The organism is Martelella lutilitoris, from assembly GCF_016598595.1.
Taxonomy (GTDB): Bacteria; Pseudomonadota; Alphaproteobacteria; order Rhizobiales; family Rhizobiaceae; genus Martelella; species Martelella lutilitoris_A.
In genome coordinates this window covers 1,938,370-1,955,100 of the sequence record NZ_CP066786.1, presented here as the reverse complement: position 1 = coordinate 1,955,100, position 16,731 = coordinate 1,938,370, and the positions used below count along the sequence as shown (strand labels likewise).

The following is a 16,731-nucleotide window of genomic DNA, read 5'->3' as shown; positions in this document are numbered from 1 at the left end:
AAGGTCGCTTATCATGTCTATCGAAATGGAAATGAACAAGGTTGAGGCCACCGCCGCAAAGCGGGACGGCGGCGATGTCGCGATCGGCGCGAACATCGACAAGATCTATTACGGTGACTTCCTTGCCGTGCGCGATTCAGCCGTCAACATCGAAAAGGGCAAGATCACCGGCTTCATCGGCCCCTCGGGCTGCGGCAAGTCGACCGTGCTGCGCTCGCTCAACCGCATGAATGACCTGATCCCGATCTTCCGCCTTGAAGGTCACGTCCATTTCCTCGGCCAGGACGTCTACGGCAAGAATGTCGATCCGGTGGTTGTCCGCCGCCACATCGGCATGGTGTTCCAGCAGCCGAACCCGTTCTCGATGAGCATTTTCGAAAACGTCGCATTCGGCCTGCGCCTCAATGGCTTCAAGGGCGACATCAACGGCCGCGTCGAGAAGGCGCTTCGCCGCGCCGCGCTCTGGAACGAGGTCAAGGACAAGCTGAAGCAGAACGGCCTGTCGCTTTCCGGCGGCCAGCAGCAGCGCCTTTGCATTGCCCGCGCCATCGCCACCGAACCGACGGTGCTGCTCATGGACGAGCCCTGCTCGGCGCTCGACCCGATCGCCACGCGCCAGATCGAGGAACTGATGCTCGAGCTGAAGAAGGACTACACGGTCGCGATCGTGACCCACAACATGCAGCAGGCGATCCGCGTCGCCGACAAGACGGCCTTCTTCTCCGTGGACATGTCGCAGGGCGGCCGCACCGGTTTCCTCGTCGAGGTCGGCGACACCAAGCAGATCTTCGAGAACCCGAAACAGCAGCTGACCAAAGAGTATCTTTCGGGCGAGTTCAGCTGAGGCTGTCGTTCCACTCGGACTTTTTTCGCGGGCGGCTTTCTTCGCAGAGCCGCCCTTTTGATTGTTCTGCGCGCAGGCGGTCACCCAGGCAGGTTCGGGCCTGCCATTGATCTGAACCCCTGCCCGCCCTACCATTGGCCACATCATTCAATCGTTTCGCGGCCTTGCGCATGCGAGAAACACCGGTCTTGAGGCACTGAAACGCAACATGTTCAAGCACAGCCTTGACCTTGCCAGGATTGAACAGAAGCTGCGCGACACCCAGCGTCAGTTCGACCGCATCAATGCGGTCCTGACCATGCATCGCGACGGCATGCCTGACAGCGTCGTCGAGCACATGCTGGAAGGCTACGCCTATGTGAACGGCCTGTTGCGGGAGGGTACGGATATCCTCAAGCTCGGCCAATTCCATCACCTGCTCGAGCTCAACCATCTGGTCCTGTGCGGCTCCTCGCGTGAAGCCCGGTCGGAATTCAGCAACCATATCCTGCGCACAGAAGAACATTTCTACGATCGCGAGGCGGGCGATATCGGCGGGCTGGTCGACTGGTACCAGCGCGCCAAGGGAAAACCGGTGCGCAAGCGCGCCGCCGGCGTCTATGTGCGCGTCCTCAGCCGCCCGCAACTCTTCATCGAGGGCAACCATCGCACGGGCGCGCTGATCATGAGCTATATCCTCTGCCGCGAGGGGCTTCCGCCCTTTGTGCTCGCCCCGGAAAATGCCGAGGCCTATTTCAACCCGTCGACGCTGGTGCGCGACGCGCACAAATATTCGATGGACGAACTGGTGAAGATCCCGAAGCTCAAGCGTTACTTCGCAAAGTTTCTGGAAGAAACGGAAGACGACAGCCTCGTGGTGAAGACGAAATCGCTGGAAGCAACCTGAGCGGCTTCAGCTCACCTTGACCACGATGCGTCCGCGCACCTTGCCCGCCAGGATCTCTTCGGCGACCTGCGGAAGATCGGCAAGAGCCACCTCGCCTTCGGTCACAAGCGCGATGTGATCCGGCGACAACTGCGCCTGCAGCAATCGCCACGCGGCCTCGCGGCGCTTCCTCGGCGCCATCACCGAATCGACGCCGATCAAGGTCACGGAGCGCAGGATATGCGGCATCACGGTCGCGGGAAGATCCGCCCCGCCGGCAAGGCCGCAGGCCGTCACAGCGCCGCCATAGACCGTCTGCGCCAGCACATTGGCAAGCGTCGTCGAGCCGACGCTGTCGACCGCGCCGGTCCAGCGTTCCGCCTGCAGCGGCTTTCCGGCTTCGGAAAGCTCGCGCCGATCGATGAAATCGGAAGCTCCGAGCTGGCGCAGGTAGTCATACGTCTCCGGCCGGCCGGTGGAGGCGGTGACGTTGAAGCCGAGCGAGGCGAGAAGCGCCACGGCACAGGAGCCGACGCCGCCGGCAGCGCCGGTGACCAGCACCTTTCCCTCTTCCGGGGAAACAACACCCCAGGCCAGCAGCTGGTTGACGCAAAGTGCAGCCGTATAGCCGGCCGTGCCGATCGCCATCGCCTCTTTCTGGGTGAGCCCTTCGGGTTGCGGCATCAGCCATTCAGGCTTCAACCGCTGATAGGCGCTGTAGGCGCCCCATTCCGTCTCCGACATGCCGTTGCCGTTGGCGATCACCTTGTCCCCGGGCCTGAAGGCCTCGGAGGCCGATTCGACGACCGTTCCGGCAATATCGATGCCGGGCACCATCGGGAAGCGGCGCGCGATGCGTCCCTTGCCGGTGACCGACAGCCCGTCCTTGTAGTTGAGGCTCGAATAATCGACCCGTACAAGGACAGGCAGATCCGGAAGGTCGGACAGGCTGAGCTCCGCCAGGCTTGCCTTCGGATTGTCCTTGGCGCGGATCAGCAGAGCTTCAAAGGTTTCGGTCATCATGCACTCCCTGTTTGCCGGGAGGATAGCGTCGTCATCGCGCCGATGGCAATGCGTCCTGTCAATCCGAGATGGCGACGCGCGCCACTGCGATCTGTGCTGCCAGCGCGGCGTTGTTCTTCACCAGCGCGATGTTGGCGGCAAGACTGCGGCCCTCCGATAGCTCGTTGATCCGGGCAAGCAGGAACGGCGTCAGTTCCTTGCGGGTTATGCCCTTCTCGCTGGCTTCCCGGAGCGCGTCCTCGATCGTCCCATCGATGAAGTCGTGGCTGAGGGCATCCGCTTCGGGAACGGGATTGGCGACAAGGATGCCGGTTCCGGTTTCAAGCGCATCGTGCAGTGCCATGGCTTTCGCAATATCCTCGGCGCTGTCCATGCGATGGTCGGCCGGATAGCCGCTCGAACGCGTGAAAAATGCCGGGAAGTCATCGCTTCGATAGGCCATCACCGGCACGCGCTGGGTTTCCAGAACTTCCAGCGTCTTCGGAATATCGAGGATTGACTTCACGCCGGCGCAGATGACGGTGACGGCTGTCCGGCCGAGTTCGGTCAGGTCGGCGGAGATATCGAAGGTCTGCTCGGCGCCGCGGTGAACGCCGCCGACGCCGCCGGTGGCGAAGATCGGGATGCCGGCAAGGGCGGCGATCTTCATCGTCGCCGAGACCGTCGTTCCCGCCGTCTGGCCCTTGACCATGGCGACGGCAAGGTCCCGTCCCGATGCCTTGACGATGCCATCCTCGACCTTCGCGAGGCGCTCGATGACATCTTCTTCCAGGCCGGCATGCAGCTTGCCGTCGATCACCGCGATCGTTGCCGGAACCGCGCCGTTTGCCCGCACCGCGGCCTCGACCGCAAGCGCGGTCTCGAGATTGGCCGGATAGGGCATGCCGTGGGTGATGATGGTGGATTCGAGCGCCACGACCGGCTTGCCGCCGGCAAGCGCGGTTTCGACTTCGCCGCTCTTGATGATTTCGATGTCAGACAAGATGATCTCCTGATGTGGCGTCGAGCCGATAGAGATTGGCCTCGACAAAATGGTTGGACAGGTCCGGATGGACGCTCGATGCCGTCTCGGTGGTCAGCGAGCCGATCAGCGCGCCCTTGCGCACGGCTTCGGTGAGCGTGTCGTTCCGGGAAAAGAAATTGAGCGTTCCGGCGATCATGGCATCGCCTGCGCCGGTCATGTCGATGGGCTCCGCCCTGACCACGGGAATGTGGGTTGTGCCGTCCTGCGCGCAGACCACGACGCCGAGCGTCCCGCACGAAAGGATGACTGCGGTGGCTCCGGCTTGATGAAGAAACTTGGCTGCATCATGCATGCCGTTGATATCACGAGAAAATACCTTTCCGAGATAGGCTGCGGCCTCATCCAGGTTCAGGAACAGAAGGTCTATCCCGTCAAGGCATCGCGGCAGACGCTTCACCTTCGGCGACGAGACCGCATCGATAGCAAGCCGGAAGCGACCGTGCGGACGTCTTGCGATGAGGGTGGCGAGCGTTTCGGCCGGCAGGTTGCAGTCGGCAAAGACCAGGCTGGCGGAGGCAATCGCGGGCCAGGCCTGCTCGATCATCGCCGGCGTCAATTGATCGAAAATCGCCATGTCGGCGATGCCATAGGCAAGTTCCCCCGTGGGCTCGAGGATCGCCGCATACTCGGCCGTACGCTGGTCGGGAAGCGCAACGGCATGGGCGACGTCAACCCCGCGCGCGCTCAGATGGGCGAGAAGCGAGCGCCCGTTCTCGTCGTTTCCGACGGCGGTCACAAAACCGGTGGTCGTCCCAAGCAAAGCGAGGTTTTCCGCAACGTTGCGCGCCACGCCGCCGTAGCTGCGCATGCCCTCAACCGGGTTGGAGGTGCCGGCGATCAGGGGCGTGCGGGCGAGATACTTACGGTCGATCACCGCGCCGCCGATAACCAGGACGCGGCCCTCCGGCGGCAGGACATAGCCCCGGCCGAGAATATGACCGCGCTCCGTCAGCCGCATGATATGCGCCGCCACGGCCGGTCGCGAAATACCGAGCCTCTCGGCCATGGCCTGCTGGCCGGCAAAGGGGTCCTCGCGGATGAGGCGAAGAAGCGCGCTTTCGAGAGGACTGAGTTCCGGCATGAGAGTGCCCTGCTTGGATAATGACGCCCGTATATAACAACAGTTACTATCAAAACAACTGTTATTTGGCGTTCTTCGTCGATCGGGCGCTGTCCGGCGTCCGGCCAGACATCCCTCCGCGCCTGCCGTCCGTCATTTTGAGGCGCCCGGCAAATTGGCCGTTTTTTACCAAAGTTTAGCCTCCGAATGCCTTTTTTCCCCGGCATCGCAGTGCTATAGCCCTCGGGACTTCTTGCAACAAAAGGGCGTTTTCGACGGCGCCCGCTAGACGAGGATGGATAATGACGAAGATCAAGGTGGCAAATCCGGTCGTCGATCTCGACGGCGATGAAATGACGCGCATCATCTGGCAGTTCATCAAGGACAAGCTGATCCTGCCCTATCTCGACCTGCCGATCGAATATTACGACCTGTCGGTCCAGAACCGCGACGCCACCGACGACCAGGTCACCGTCGATGCCGCCAACGCCATCAAGAAGCATGGCGTCGGCATCAAATGCGCGACCATCACGCCCGATGAAGCCCGCGTCGAGGAATTCGGCCTGAAGAAGATGTGGCGTTCGCCCAACGGCACGATCCGCAACATCTTGGGCGGCGTGATCTTCCGCGAGCCGATCATCATGCAGAACGTGCCGCGCCTGGTTCCGGGCTGGACCCAGCCGATCATCGTCGGCCGTCACGCCTTCGGCGACCAGTACCGCGCGACCGATTTCAAGTTCCCAGGCAAGGGCAAGCTTTCGATCAAGTTCGTCGGCGAGGACGGCAAGGAGATCGAGCACGAAGTGTTCGACGCCCCCTCCTCCGGCGTTGCCATGGCGATGTACAACCTCGACGATTCGATCCGCGATTTCGCCCGCGCCTCGCTGAACTACGCGCTGATGCGCGGCGTTCCCTGCTACCTCTCCACCAAGAATACCATTCTCAAGGCCTATGACGGCCGCTTCAAGGACCTGTTCCAGGAAGTCTACGAGAACGAGTTCAAGGAACAGTACGAAGCCAAGAAGATCTGGTACGAGCATCGCCTGATCGACGACATGGTCGCGGCCGCGCTGAAATGGTCCGGCGGTTACGTCTGGGCCTGCAAGAACTATGACGGCGACGTCCAGTCCGACATCGTCGCCCAGGGCTTCGGCTCGCTCGGCCTGATGACCTCGGTCCTGATGACGCCCGACGGCAAGACGGTGGAAGCCGAAGCCGCCCACGGCACGGTGACCCGTCACTACCGCCAGCACCAGAAGGGCCAGGAGACTTCGACCAACTCGATCGCCTCGATCTTCGCCTGGACCCGTGGCCTCGCCCATCGCGGCAAGCTCGACGGCAACGAGGAACTGACCAACTTCGCCCACACGCTGGAGAAGGTCTGCATCGACACGGTCGAAAGCGGCCACATGACCAAGGACCTGGCGCTGCTCATCGGCCCCGACCAGCCGTGGCTGTCGACCACCGCCTTCCTCGACAAGATCGACGAGAACCTCAAGAAGGCCATGGCCGCCTGAGGCGGACCATTCTGCCAATAAGCATGAGAAACCCGGCCCTCGCGCCGGGTTTTTGTTTGCGGTGAACCGAATATGTCCGCGTCTCCGTTCCTTCACGCTTCGCGATCTTCCGGTGAACCAAAGTCGTGCGGGTCATCGCGCGGAAATGCCTTCACACGCTTTCGGTTTTGGATAACAATACCGGATGTGAGCCGCTGAGGAGATCCGTTCGGGCATCGGGAGGTGCCGCGCGGAAGCGGGAGGAGATACCGATGGCTTATGGTTCAAGGCCGGCGGCAAGCCGCGCCCATGCCGATATCGTGACCGCAACGGCGCTTTCCGCAAACGGCCCCGCGCGCTCGTCCGTCGCCGCGTCCTGGTGGCGTTCGCTGGTTCAGCACGGCCTCGACCCCGCAGGCGCCAGGCCGCGCCGTGCCGAAACGCTCAGCGGACCGGAACTGAAACAGCGGATGGAAAATTCCGATCTGCTGATGCATGTGGCGCGCGCCAAGCTCGATCATCTCTACAAATGCGTCTCGCTTTCCGCCTGCGGCGTGTTCCTCAGCGATGCCGATGGCGTCGTCCTCGATGCGCGCTGGCGCAGCGGCGACCAGACGAGTTTCGAAAGCTGGGGCCTCAAGCCCGGCCGAAGCTGGTCGGAGGCGGCTGTCGGCACCAATGGCATCGGGACCTGCCTCGCCGAGGAGCGCGCTCTGATCATCCATCGCGACGAGCACTTTCTCGATCGCAACATCTCCATGAGCTGCATCGACGCCCCGATCTACGGCGCGGATGGCCAGTTGATCGGCGCGCTCGACATTTCGTCCGCCCGCAGCGACCAGACAGCGGCCGCCAACCAGATGATCGCGGCCCTGGTGCGCGAGACTGCGCGGAAGATAGAAGCCGACTGTTTCCGCCACGGGCATAGCGGGGAGCGGGTGATCCTCGTCGATGACAGCGAGGAAGGCGGGACCGCCGGCGGGGCCGCAATTGCGCTCCTGGCCGTTGATGAAAACGACCTCGTGATCGGCGCCACGCGCGCCGCCCGTCTGGCGCTGGGCCTCGCCCCTTCCGGTGCGTTCGCGCCCGTCCCCGCCGACGACCTGCTGGCGGTCGGCGCTTCGCAAACCGGACTTGCCTCTGCCGAGCGCGCCGCCATCCTCAAGGCGCTCGCCCGCCAGCACGGCAATGCGAGCCGCGCCGCCGAGGAGCTGGGGATCGGTCGCGCCACGCTCTACCGCCGCATGAAGCGGCTCGGCCTTTCCTCCCGTTGCTGAACGGCGATACCACGCCACGGCGCAATGATCCGCCGCAAACGCCGCGTGCCCTCGCCGTTTTGGCTCCCGGACTGTCTCAATAGCGAGACAGTCTTCGGCTCCTGCCGGTTTGACAATGATGACAAATATCAATCATGCGCCGACATTGAACTCCTCGACAGTGTTCAGGATGATTTCTGGGAGGAAACGCAATGAACGAGATGACCAAGCCCGAAGGGCTGCTGAAATCCCCGTTCCGGGACCGCTACGAAAACTTCATCGGCGGCAAGTTCGTCGCGCCGAAGAACGGCCGCTATTTCACCAATACCACGCCGATCACCGGCGCCGCGATCAACGAGATCGCCCGTTCCGACGCCGCCGACATCGAACTCGCCTTGGATGCGGCCCACGCCGCGAAGGCGAAATGGGGCTCCACAGCGCCGGCCGAGCGCGCCCGCGCGCTCCTGAAGATCGCGGATGTGATCGAGGCTAACCTTGCCCTGATCGCCACCTGCGAGACCTGGGACAATGGCAAACCGATCCGCGAAACGATGAATGCCGACATTCCGCTGGCCGCCGACCACTTCCGCTACTTCGCCTCCGCGCTGCGGGCCCAGGAAGGCACGATGAGCGAGATCGACGACGACACCGTCGCCTATCACTTCCATGAACCGCTCGGCGTGGTGGGCCAGATCATTCCGTGGAACTTCCCGATCCTGATGGCCGCCTGGAAGCTGGCGCCGGCGATTGCCGCCGGCAATTGCGTGGTGCTGAAGCCGGCCGAACAGACGCCCGCCTCGATCCTGGTGCTGGCGGAGCTGATCGCCGACATCCTGCCGCCCGGCGTGCTCAACATCGTCAACGGCTTCGGGCTTGAAGCCGGCAAGCCGCTGGCGCAGAGCTCGCGCATCTCCAAGATCGCCTTCACTGGTGAGACGACCACCGGGCGGCTGATCATGCAATATGCCACCGAGAACCTCATCCCGGTGACGCTGGAGCTCGGCGGCAAGTCGCCCAACATCTTCTTCAAGGATGTGATGCGCGAGGATGACGGCTACCTCGACAAGGCGGTCGAGGGCTTCGTGTTCTTCGCGCTCAACCAGGGCGAAGTCTGCACCTGCCCGTCCCGCGCCCTGATCCAGGAAGACATCTACGACGCCTTCATGGAGCGCGCCATCGCCCGCACCAAGGCGATCATCCAGGGCGACCCCCGCGCCGACAACACCATGATCGGCGCGCAGGCCTCGAGCGAGCAGAAGGAAAAGATCCTGAGCTATTTCGATATCGGCCGTCAGGAAGGCGCGGAAGTGCTTCTGGGCGGCAAGGCGGCCGATCTCGGCGGCGAGCTTTCGGGCGGCTACTATATCGAACCGACAATCCTCAAGGGGCACAACAAGATGCGCGTGTTCCAGGAGGAAATCTTCGGGCCCGTCGTCTCCGTCACCACCTTCAAGGACGAGGCGGAAGCGCTCGAAATCGCCAATGACACGCTCTATGGCCTTGGCGCCGGCGTGTGGTCGCGCGATGCCAATACGTGCTACCGCTTCGGTCGCCACATTCAGGCAGGCCGCGTCTGGGTCAACAACTACCACGCCTATCCCGCGCATGCGGCCTTCGGCGGCTACAAGCAGTCGGGCATAGGGCGTGAAACCCACAAGATGATGCTCGACCACTACCAGCAGACCAAGAACCTGCTGGTCAGCTACTCGACCGAGAAGGTCGGCTTCTTCTGAGAACACAAGAAGAGGGTGACAAGCCCCCTCCTCCCTGAAGGCGGACGGAGCCCATGCTCCGTCCGCCCACGGCAATGGAAGGAAAGCCCATGGAAACGCCCGCCATCAACTGCGTCACGGACCAGACCCTGCCTGCGGGCGCGGAACCGGGTTGCCGCGTCACCGCCACGCTTGCGGCGCGCGCTCTGATCCGCGAAATCCAGTCCGAGTACGGCGAGATCATGTTCCACCAGTCCGGCGGCTGTTGCGACGGCTCATCGCCGATGTGCTACCCGAAAGCCGAATTCCGTCTCGGCAGCGGCGATGTTCTGCTCGGCGAGGTCGAAGGCGCGGAAGTCTGGATCTCCGGCCCGCAATTTTCCGCCTGGAAACATACCCAGCTCATCCTCGACGTCGTTCCCGGCCGCGGCGGCATGTTCAGCCTCGACAATGGCCGCGAGAAACGGTTTCTGACCCGGTCGCGGGTTCTGAGTGATGAGGAACAGGCGGCGCTGGGAGAAAAAGACCGTGGCCGGAGCGGCGCTTGAAACCAAACTGTCAGCCCGCCGGCTGTCCGACCCGTTATTCCTGGCTCTGACCGATTCCTCCGCTCCAGACGGAGGAACGGCATTTATGCCTTGCCTTTCCGCGGCGGATGGGCAAGAACATAAAAAGAACACCGGGAGACACTTATGAGCAGAATTACCTTGTACACCAACCCGCTTTCGCGCGGTCGGATCGCGCGCTGGATGCTGGAAGAGGTCGGGACGGAGTACGAAACCCACATTCTGACCTATCACGGTACGATGAAGGACCCCGCCTATCTGGCGCTCAACCCGATGGGCAAGGTGCCGACGATTGTCCATGACGGCAAGGTGGTGACCGAATGCGCCGCGATCTGCGCCTATCTTGCCGACGCCTTTCCCGAGGCCGGGCTTGCGCCGCCGCCCGCCGACCGCGCCTCCTACTACCGCTGGCTGTTCTTCGCGGCAGGCCCGCTCGAGGCTGCGGTGGTCAACCGGACCTTCGGGTTCGAGGTGCCGCCCGAGCGCGAACGCGCCGTCGGCTACGGCAATTTCGAGCACGTGATGGACGCGCTCGACCAATGGCTTTCGGAAAACCCGTTTATCGCCGGTGACAGCTTCACCGCAGCCGATGTCTATGTCGGCGCGCAGATCAACTGGGGCGTGCAATTCGGCACGGTCGACAAGCGGGCGTCTTTCGCGGCCTATGCAGAGCGCATATCCACCCGCCCGGCCTTCATCCGCGCCACCGCGCTGGATGACGCGGCGGCGGCGGAGATGGCGTAGCGGTAGATCCGGGCTGCGACCTTTGCGCACGCACCCGCGCGTCTGCCGTCTTCCGTCTTGCCGCTTCATCCATTCGGGCATAAGCCGGAAGCGCAGGAGACGGATGCAGGGGATGCCCGATGGATGATCTGCACTTCTATACCAACCCGCAGTCGCGTGGTTGCATCATTCGCTGGATGCTCGAGGAAATCGGCGTCTCCTACGAGACACATGTGCTGGCCTATGGCGGCGCGATGAAGACGGCAGACTACCTTGCGGTAAACCGCATGGGGAAGGTGCCGGCCATTCGCCATGGCCTGGCTGTCGTCACAGAAGTCGCCGCCATCTGCACCTACCTGGCCGAAACCTTTCCCGAAGCCGGCCTCGGGCCAAGCCCTGGCGAAAAGGCCGACTATTATCGCTGGATGTTCTTCGCCGCCGGTCCGCTCGAAGAACTCGTCACCAACCACGATATGGGCTTCGAGGTTCCGCAGAAGCGCCAGGGCATGATGGGCTATGGTCGGGCTGAAGATGTGACCGCGACACTGGAACAGGCATTGGTCGACAGACCCTATGTCTGTGGCGACCATTTCCGCGCCGTCGATATCTATTTCAGCTCGCAGCTGATCTGGTGCTTCAACGCCGGCGCTATCGAGAAGCGGCCGGTCTTCGAGGCCTATGCCGATCGCGTTTCGGACCGCCCGGCGCTGAAGCGGGCCACCCGCCTTGACGAGGAGGCGCTGGCCAAGATGAAGGCCGACGCAGCCTGAGACCCTTGAGCCTCAGGCAATGCCGGTCCGATCCTCAGGCCGCCGCATCATCCACGCCGCTGCCGTCATTCCCCGGGATATAGTTGAGCACCGGTCCGAGCCAGCGTTCGACCTCCTCCACCTCCATGCCCTTGCGGGCCGCATAATCCTCGACCTGGTCGCGCTCGACCTTGGCAACGCCGAAATAATAGCTGTCGGGATGGCCGATATAGATGCCGGACACCGACGAGCCCGGCCACATGGCATAGCTTTCGGTCAGTTTCACGCCGGTCGCCTTCTCGGCGTCGAGCAGGTCGAAGAGCGTGCGCTTCTCGGTATGGTCGGGCTGCGCCGGATAGCCGGGGGCCGGCCGGATGCCGCCATAGGGCTCGCCGATCAGTTCGGCATTGGTGAAGTTCTCGTCCGGCGCATAGCCCCAGAATTCGCGGCGCACGCGCTCGTGCATCCGCTCCGCGAAGGCCTCGGCAAAACGGTCGGCAAGCGCCTTGACCATGATCGAGGAATAGTCGTCATTGGCGCGCTCGAAGCGCTCCGCGATCGCGATCTCCTCAAAGCCGGCCGTGACGACGAAGCCGCCGACATAGTCCTTTTTGCCGCTTTCGACCGGCGCGACGAAATCCGAAAGCGCCACGTTCGGCCGGTCGCCGCGCTTGGAAAGCTGCTGGCGCAGGGTGAAGAAGGTCGCCAGTTCTTCTTCGTGGCTCTCGTCCTTGTAGAGGCGGATATCGTCGCCGACGGCATTGGCCGGCCAGAAGCCGATGACCGCGCGCGGGCGGAACCATTTTTCCTCGATGATCTTCGTCAGCATCGCCTGCGCATCGGCATAGAGCTGGCGCGCGGTTTCGCCCTGCTTCTCGTCGTCCAGAATGTTCGGAAAGCGGCCCTTCAGTTCCCATGTCTGGAAGAACGGCGTCCAGTCGATATAGCGGGAAAGCTCCTCGAGGTCATAGTCGTCGAAAACCTTTGTGCCCAGAAATGACGGCGCGTGCGGCGCATACCCGTTCCAGTCGACCTTCACGTGGTTGGCGCGCGCGGCGGCGAGCGGCAGGCGGTTCTTCTGCGCCTCGGCCCGGCGGTGGCTCTCGGCGACCTTGGCATATTCCTCCTGAATGCCGGCGATATAGCCGTCCTTCAGGTCCGGCGAAAGGAGGTTGTTGACCACGCCCACGGCGCGGCTCGCATCCGTCACGTAGATCGCCTGGCCCTTGTTGTAGGCCGGGTCGATCTTCACCGCCGTATGGGTCCGGCTGGTGGTCGCGCCGCCGATCAGAAGCGGGATGTCAAAACCCTGCCGCTCCATTTCGGAGGCCACATGCACCATCTCGTCGAGCGACGGCGTGATCAGGCCGGACAGTCCGATGATATCTGCCTTGTGCTCCTTCGCCGCCGCCAGGATCTTTTCCGCCGGCACCATCACGCCGAGGTCGATGATCTCGTAATTGTTGCAGGCAAGAACGACGCCGACGATGTTCTTGCCGATGTCGTGCACATCGCCCTTCACCGTCGCCATGATCACCTTGCCGTTGGAGCCGCCCTCTTCCGCGCCGCTCAGGCGCTTTTCCTCTTCCATATAGGGCAGCAGCACGGCAACGCCCTGCTTCATCACGCGCGCGGATTTCACCACCTGCGGCAGGAACATCTTGCCGGCGCCGAACAGGTCGCCGACGACGTTCATGCCGGCCATCAGCGGGCCTTCGATGACGTGCAGCGGCCGCTCGGCGGCCTGCCGCGCCTCTTCCACATCGGCCTCGACATATTCGGTGATGCCGTTGACGAGCGCGTGTTCAAGCCGCTTTTCCACCGGCCATTCGCGCCAGGCGAGATCCTGCTTGCGCTCTTCCGCCTTGCCGGTTCCGCGATAGCGCTCGGCAATATCGAGCAGGCGCTCGGTGGCGTCCGAGCGGCGGTTGAGGACGACGTCCTCGCAGGCCTCGCGCAGTTCCGGATCGATGGTCTCGTAGACGATCAGCTGGCCGGCATTGACGATGCCCATATCCATGCCCGCCTGGATGGCGTGATAGAGGAACACAGCATGCATGGCCTGGCGCACCGGCTCGTTACCGCGGAAGGAGAAGGAGAGGTTCGAGACGCCACCCGAGACATGCGCGTAAGGCAGGTTCTTGCGGATCGCCCGCGTCGCCTCGATGAAGTCGACGCCGTAATTGTCGTGTTCCTCGATCCCGGTCGCAACGGCGAAGATGTTCGGGTCGAAAATGATGTCTTCCGGCGGAAAGCCGACCGTCTCGGTCAGGATCCTGTAGGCGCGCGAACAGATCTCGACCTTGCGCTCGAAGGTGTCGGCCTGGCCCTTCTCGTCGAAGGCCATGACCACGGTTGCCGCGCCATAGTCCCGGATCAACTGCGCCCGCTCGATGAACTGTTCCTCGCCTTCCTTCAGCGAGATCGAGTTGACCAGCGACTTGCCCTGGGCGCATTTCAGCCCGGCCTCGATGATTTCCCACTTCGAGGAGTCGATCATCAGCGGCACGCGGGCGATATCCGGTTCGGCGGCGATCAGGTTCAGATACTCGACCATCGCCCGCTCCGAATCGATCAGCCCCTCGTCCATATTGATGTCGATGATTTGCGCGCCGGCTTCCACCTGGTCGCGGGCGACATCGAGCGCGGTCGCATAGTCTGCATTGGTGATCAGCTTGCGGAACTTCGCCGAGCCGGTGACATTGGTGCGCTCGCCGACATTGACGAAGGGAATGTCCCTGGTCAGGTGGAACGGCTCGAGACCCGAGAGCGACAGAACCGGGCGGTGTTCCGGCACTTCGCGCGGCGCGAAATTGGAGGCGACCGCAGCGATCGCGGCGATATGCTCGGGCGTTGAACCGCAGCAACCGCCGAGGATGTTGACAAGCCCCTGCTGGGCAAAGGGGCGGATCAGCCCGGCCATCTCCTCCGGATCCTGATCATACTGACCGAACTCGTTCGGCAGGCCGGCATTGGGATAGGCGCAGGTGAAGGTGTCGGCAACGCCCGACAGCTCCTGCAGATGCGGCAGCATCGCGTCCGCCCCGAGCGCGCAGTTGAGCCCGATCGTGAACGGGTCCGCATGCGACAGCGAATTCCAGAAGGCGGTCGGCGTCTGGCCGGAGAGCGTGCGGCCGGAAAGATCGGTGATCGTGCCGGAGATCATCAGCGGCAGTTCGATCCCCTTGGCGCGAAACGCCTGGCGCGCGGCGAAGACGGCGACCTTGGCATTCAGCGTATCGAAAATGGTCTCGATCAGGATCAGGTCCGATCCGCCGTCGATCAAACCCTCGATCTGCTCGCGGTAGGCATCGCGCAATTGATCAAAGGTTACAGCGCGATAGCCCGGATTGTTCACGTCCGGTGAGATCGAGGCGGTGCGGTTGGTCGGACCGACGGCGCCGGCGACAAAGCGGCGGCGGCCATCTTCCTGCTCGGCCCGGATCGCCGCACGGCGGGCAAGGCGCGCGCCGTCGCGGTTCAACTCGTAGACCATCTCCTCCATCTGGTAGTCGGCCTGGGCGATGCGGGTGCTGGAAAAGGTGTTGGTCTCCAGAATATCCGCGCCGGCGATCGCGTATTCGTAATGGATATCCTCAAGCGCCTTCGGCTGACTCAGAATCAGAAGGTCGTTATTGCCCTGCTGGTGGCAGGCGCAGCCGATGAAGCGGTCGCCACGGAAATGGTCCTCGTCGAAGCCCAGCCCCTGGATCTGGGTGCCCATGGCGCCGTCGAGGATGAGGATGCGCTCGCGCGCGGCCTTTTCCAGGGCAGCGCGGATTTCCTTGCCGCTGCGCCGCGGCGCCTCTTCTCCGAACAGTTCGTCAAGCATGAGCCATCTCCAGTTTTCGAGGCCATGAATTCACATAAAGATATCTTTATGTCAACATGTCGATAGCGCCGGTTTTACCTCCCGCGACCGTTCGAAGGGGATTGTCCGCCTGCGGGCGACGTTTTCCGGCATTCTTTGCGCATGATCAAGCGGGATGCAAATCGGAATTGAGATGCTATCCTGCGCGCTATATAAACTAATCAACTGACTGAACGGAACATGCGCGGCCATTTCGGATGCCTCATCCGACAGTAGCGATCAACATTTCCCGCGCGCCGGCGCAGCGCGCGGTTGCATCAAAGGGAGGGTTACCCATGAAACCGAAGATCAACACGCTTGTCGCCCCGCCGCGCTGGATCAACAGGCCCTATCACCGCGAATGGCTCTGGAAGCAGGCGAACGACCTTTTCGACTATTTCCAGTACCGCTCGGTCAACCCGAAGGGCGGTTTCTTTGAATTCGACAAGGACGGCAAGCCAACGGGCGGCGAAAATCCCGTGCGCGGCATCCACACGACCGCGCGCATGGTCCACTGCATGGCCATCGGCCATCTTCTCGGGCGGCCCGGCTGCGACGACCTGATGGACCACGGCATGCACTATCTGTGGGAGAACCACCGCGACAAGCAACGCGGCGGCTATTTCTGGCAGATCAATGAGGACGGCCCGCTCGGCGAACCGACGAAACAGGCTTACGGCCACGCCTTCGTTCTGCTTGCGGCCTCATCCGCCAAATTCGCCGGTCATCCGCTCGCCGACGCCATGATCGCGGACGTCACCGAGATCATCAACAAGCATTTCTGGGAGGAAAAGCACGGCGCGGTCGCCGAGGAGTTCGAAACGGACTGGACGCCTGTGCCCGGCTATCGCGGCCAGAACTGCAACATGCACATGACCGAGGCGCTGATGGAGGCCTACGAGGTCACCGGCGATATCGAATATCTGACCAAGGCCAAGCGCATTGCCGAGCTGATCATCCACAAGCATGCCCGCGAATGCGGCTTCCGCGTCGCCGAGCATTTCACCGAGGACTGGAAGGTCGACCACGACTACTCCGGCAACGAGATGTTCCGCCCGTCCGGCACCACGCCCGGCCACTGGCTGGAATGGACGCGTCTTCTGCTGCAGCTTCACACGCTCACCGGCCGCTCGCACAGCTGGATGCCGAAGGCCGCGCACGAGCTCTTCGTCTCCGCCTTCAAGCTTGGCTGGGACTATGAAAAGCGCGGCATGTTCTACACGCTCGACTGGGACAACAAGCCGAAGAACCGGGCCAAGCTCTGGTGGCCCCATTGCGAGGGCATCGGCGCCACGCATTTCCTGACCTCCCATTTCGGCCAGGACATGCACATGTATGCCTATCGCAAACAGTGGAGCTTCGTCGCCAATCATCTCATCGACCATGAGAAAGGCGGCTGGCACGAGGAGCTTTCGGAGGATCTGGTGCCGCAGGCAACGCTTTTCCCAGGCAAGAGCGACATCTACCACGCGCTTCAGGCCTGCCTCATTCCGCTCTACCCGGCGCTCGGCAGCCTTCCGGAAGTGATCTTCCGCGAAGTCAAGCATTGAACAATTGCGATAT

The 16,731-nt window shown here is 62.7% G+C and carries 13 protein-coding genes; 9 read left to right on the top strand and 4 right to left on the bottom strand.

Annotated elements, in window-relative coordinates:
- Window positions 1-13: 13 nt before the first annotated feature.
- The gene (pstB, locus tag JET14_RS09245; RefSeq protein WP_200337754.1) at window positions 14-844 is read left to right on the top strand and encodes a phosphate ABC transporter ATP-binding protein PstB; all 831 of its coding nucleotides are present in this window, start codon (window positions 14-16) and stop codon (window positions 842-844) included.
- Window positions 845-1,052: 208 nt separating this feature from the next.
- Window positions 1,053-1,730, top strand: a complete 678-nt coding sequence (locus JET14_RS09240) for a hypothetical protein (protein ID WP_200337753.1) — start codon at window positions 1,053-1,055, stop codon at window positions 1,728-1,730.
- Window positions 1,731-1,736: 6 nt separating this feature from the next.
- On the opposite strand, the gene JET14_RS09235 is transcribed toward JET14_RS09240, so the two are convergent.
- From JET14_RS09235 to JET14_RS09225, 3 genes are all read right to left on the bottom strand, one after another.
- On the bottom strand, window positions 1,737-2,729 hold the full coding sequence (locus JET14_RS09235; RefSeq protein ID WP_200337752.1) for an MDR family oxidoreductase: 993 nt from the start codon (window positions 2,727-2,729) through the stop codon (window positions 1,737-1,739).
- A 61-nt stretch (window positions 2,730-2,790) separates the two neighbouring features.
- Window positions 2,791-3,714 (bottom strand): pseudouridine-5'-phosphate glycosidase, encoded by a 924-nt coding sequence (locus tag JET14_RS09230; RefSeq protein WP_432443074.1) that lies wholly within the window; start codon window positions 3,712-3,714, stop codon window positions 2,791-2,793.
- The gene (locus tag JET14_RS09225) at window positions 3,707-4,837 is read right to left on the bottom strand and encodes a carbohydrate kinase (protein WP_200337751.1); all 1,131 of its coding nucleotides are present in this window, start codon (window positions 4,835-4,837) and stop codon (window positions 3,707-3,709) included. The genes JET14_RS09230 and JET14_RS09225 overlap by 8 nt, the downstream gene beginning before the upstream one ends.
- Window positions 4,838-5,118: 281 nt before the next feature.
- Here JET14_RS09225 and JET14_RS09220 point away from each other — a divergent pair, with 281 nt between their 5' ends.
- The 6 genes from JET14_RS09220 to JET14_RS09195 all read left to right on the top strand — a co-directional run bounded on the left by JET14_RS09220 (window position 5,119) and on the right by JET14_RS09195 (window position 11,339).
- On the top strand, window positions 5,119-6,333 hold the full coding sequence (locus tag JET14_RS09220; RefSeq protein WP_200337750.1) for an NADP-dependent isocitrate dehydrogenase: 1,215 nt from the start codon (window positions 5,119-5,121) through the stop codon (window positions 6,331-6,333).
- Between the two features lie 251 nt (window positions 6,334-6,584).
- Window positions 6,585-7,589 (top strand): GAF domain-containing protein, encoded by a 1,005-nt coding sequence (locus JET14_RS09215; protein ID WP_200337749.1) that lies wholly within the window; start codon window positions 6,585-6,587, stop codon window positions 7,587-7,589.
- A 200-nt stretch (window positions 7,590-7,789) separates the two neighbouring features.
- A complete protein-coding gene (gene adh, locus JET14_RS09210; protein ID WP_200338047.1) occupies window positions 7,790-9,301 on the top strand; it encodes an aldehyde dehydrogenase in 1,512 nt (503 codons plus the stop codon).
- A gap of 89 nt (window positions 9,302-9,390) precedes the next feature.
- A complete protein-coding gene (locus JET14_RS09205; protein ID WP_246750584.1) occupies window positions 9,391-9,828 on the top strand; it encodes a DUF779 domain-containing protein in 438 nt (145 codons plus the stop codon).
- Between the two features lie 144 nt (window positions 9,829-9,972).
- Complete coding sequence (locus JET14_RS09200) at window positions 9,973-10,590, top strand: glutathione S-transferase family protein (protein WP_200337748.1); 618 nt, start codon at window positions 9,973-9,975, stop codon at window positions 10,588-10,590.
- A gap of 119 nt (window positions 10,591-10,709) precedes the next feature.
- The gene (locus JET14_RS09195; RefSeq protein ID WP_200337747.1) at window positions 10,710-11,339 is read left to right on the top strand and encodes a glutathione S-transferase family protein; all 630 of its coding nucleotides are present in this window, start codon (window positions 10,710-10,712) and stop codon (window positions 11,337-11,339) included.
- Between the two features lie 34 nt (window positions 11,340-11,373).
- On the opposite strand, the gene metH is transcribed toward JET14_RS09195, so the two are convergent.
- Window positions 11,374-15,150: a methionine synthase gene (metH, locus tag JET14_RS09190; RefSeq protein ID WP_200337746.1), complete on the bottom strand. Its 3,777-nt coding sequence runs from the start codon at window positions 15,148-15,150 to the stop codon at window positions 11,374-11,376.
- Between the two features lie 314 nt (window positions 15,151-15,464).
- On the opposite strand from metH, the gene JET14_RS09185 reads away from it, so the two are divergent.
- A complete protein-coding gene (locus JET14_RS09185; protein WP_200337745.1) occupies window positions 15,465-16,718 on the top strand; it encodes an AGE family epimerase/isomerase in 1,254 nt (417 codons plus the stop codon).
- The last annotated feature ends 13 nt before the right edge of the window (window positions 16,719-16,731 follow it).

Excerpts from the sequence above, each read along its gene's own strand:
- pstB (WP_200337754.1), top strand. The coding sequence starts at position 14 with ATGTCTATCGAAATGGAAATGAACAAGGTTGAGGCCACCGCCGCAAAG.
- JET14_RS09240 (WP_200337753.1), top strand. The coding sequence starts at position 1,053 with ATGTTCAAGCACAGCCTTGACCTTGCCAGGATTGAACAGAAGCTGCGC.
- JET14_RS09235 (WP_200337752.1), bottom strand. The coding sequence starts at position 2,729 with ATGACCGAAACCTTTGAAGCTCTGCTGATCCGCGCCAAGGACAATCCG.
- JET14_RS09225 (WP_200337751.1), bottom strand. The coding sequence starts at position 4,837 with ATGCCGGAACTCAGTCCTCTCGAAAGCGCGCTTCTTCGCCTCATCCGC.
- JET14_RS09220 (WP_200337750.1), top strand. The coding sequence starts at position 5,119 with ATGACGAAGATCAAGGTGGCAAATCCGGTCGTCGATCTCGACGGCGAT.
- JET14_RS09215 (WP_200337749.1), top strand. The coding sequence starts at position 6,585 with ATGGCTTATGGTTCAAGGCCGGCGGCAAGCCGCGCCCATGCCGATATC.
- adh (WP_200338047.1), top strand. The coding sequence starts at position 7,790 with ATGACCAAGCCCGAAGGGCTGCTGAAATCCCCGTTCCGGGACCGCTAC.
- JET14_RS09205 (WP_246750584.1), top strand. The coding sequence starts at position 9,391 with ATGGAAACGCCCGCCATCAACTGCGTCACGGACCAGACCCTGCCTGCG.
- JET14_RS09200 (WP_200337748.1), top strand. The coding sequence starts at position 9,973 with ATGAGCAGAATTACCTTGTACACCAACCCGCTTTCGCGCGGTCGGATC.
- JET14_RS09195 (WP_200337747.1), top strand. The coding sequence starts at position 10,710 with ATGGATGATCTGCACTTCTATACCAACCCGCAGTCGCGTGGTTGCATC.
- metH (WP_200337746.1), bottom strand. The coding sequence starts at position 15,150 with ATGCTTGACGAACTGTTCGGAGAAGAGGCGCCGCGGCGCAGCGGCAAG.
- JET14_RS09185 (WP_200337745.1), top strand. The coding sequence starts at position 15,465 with ATGAAACCGAAGATCAACACGCTTGTCGCCCCGCCGCGCTGGATCAAC.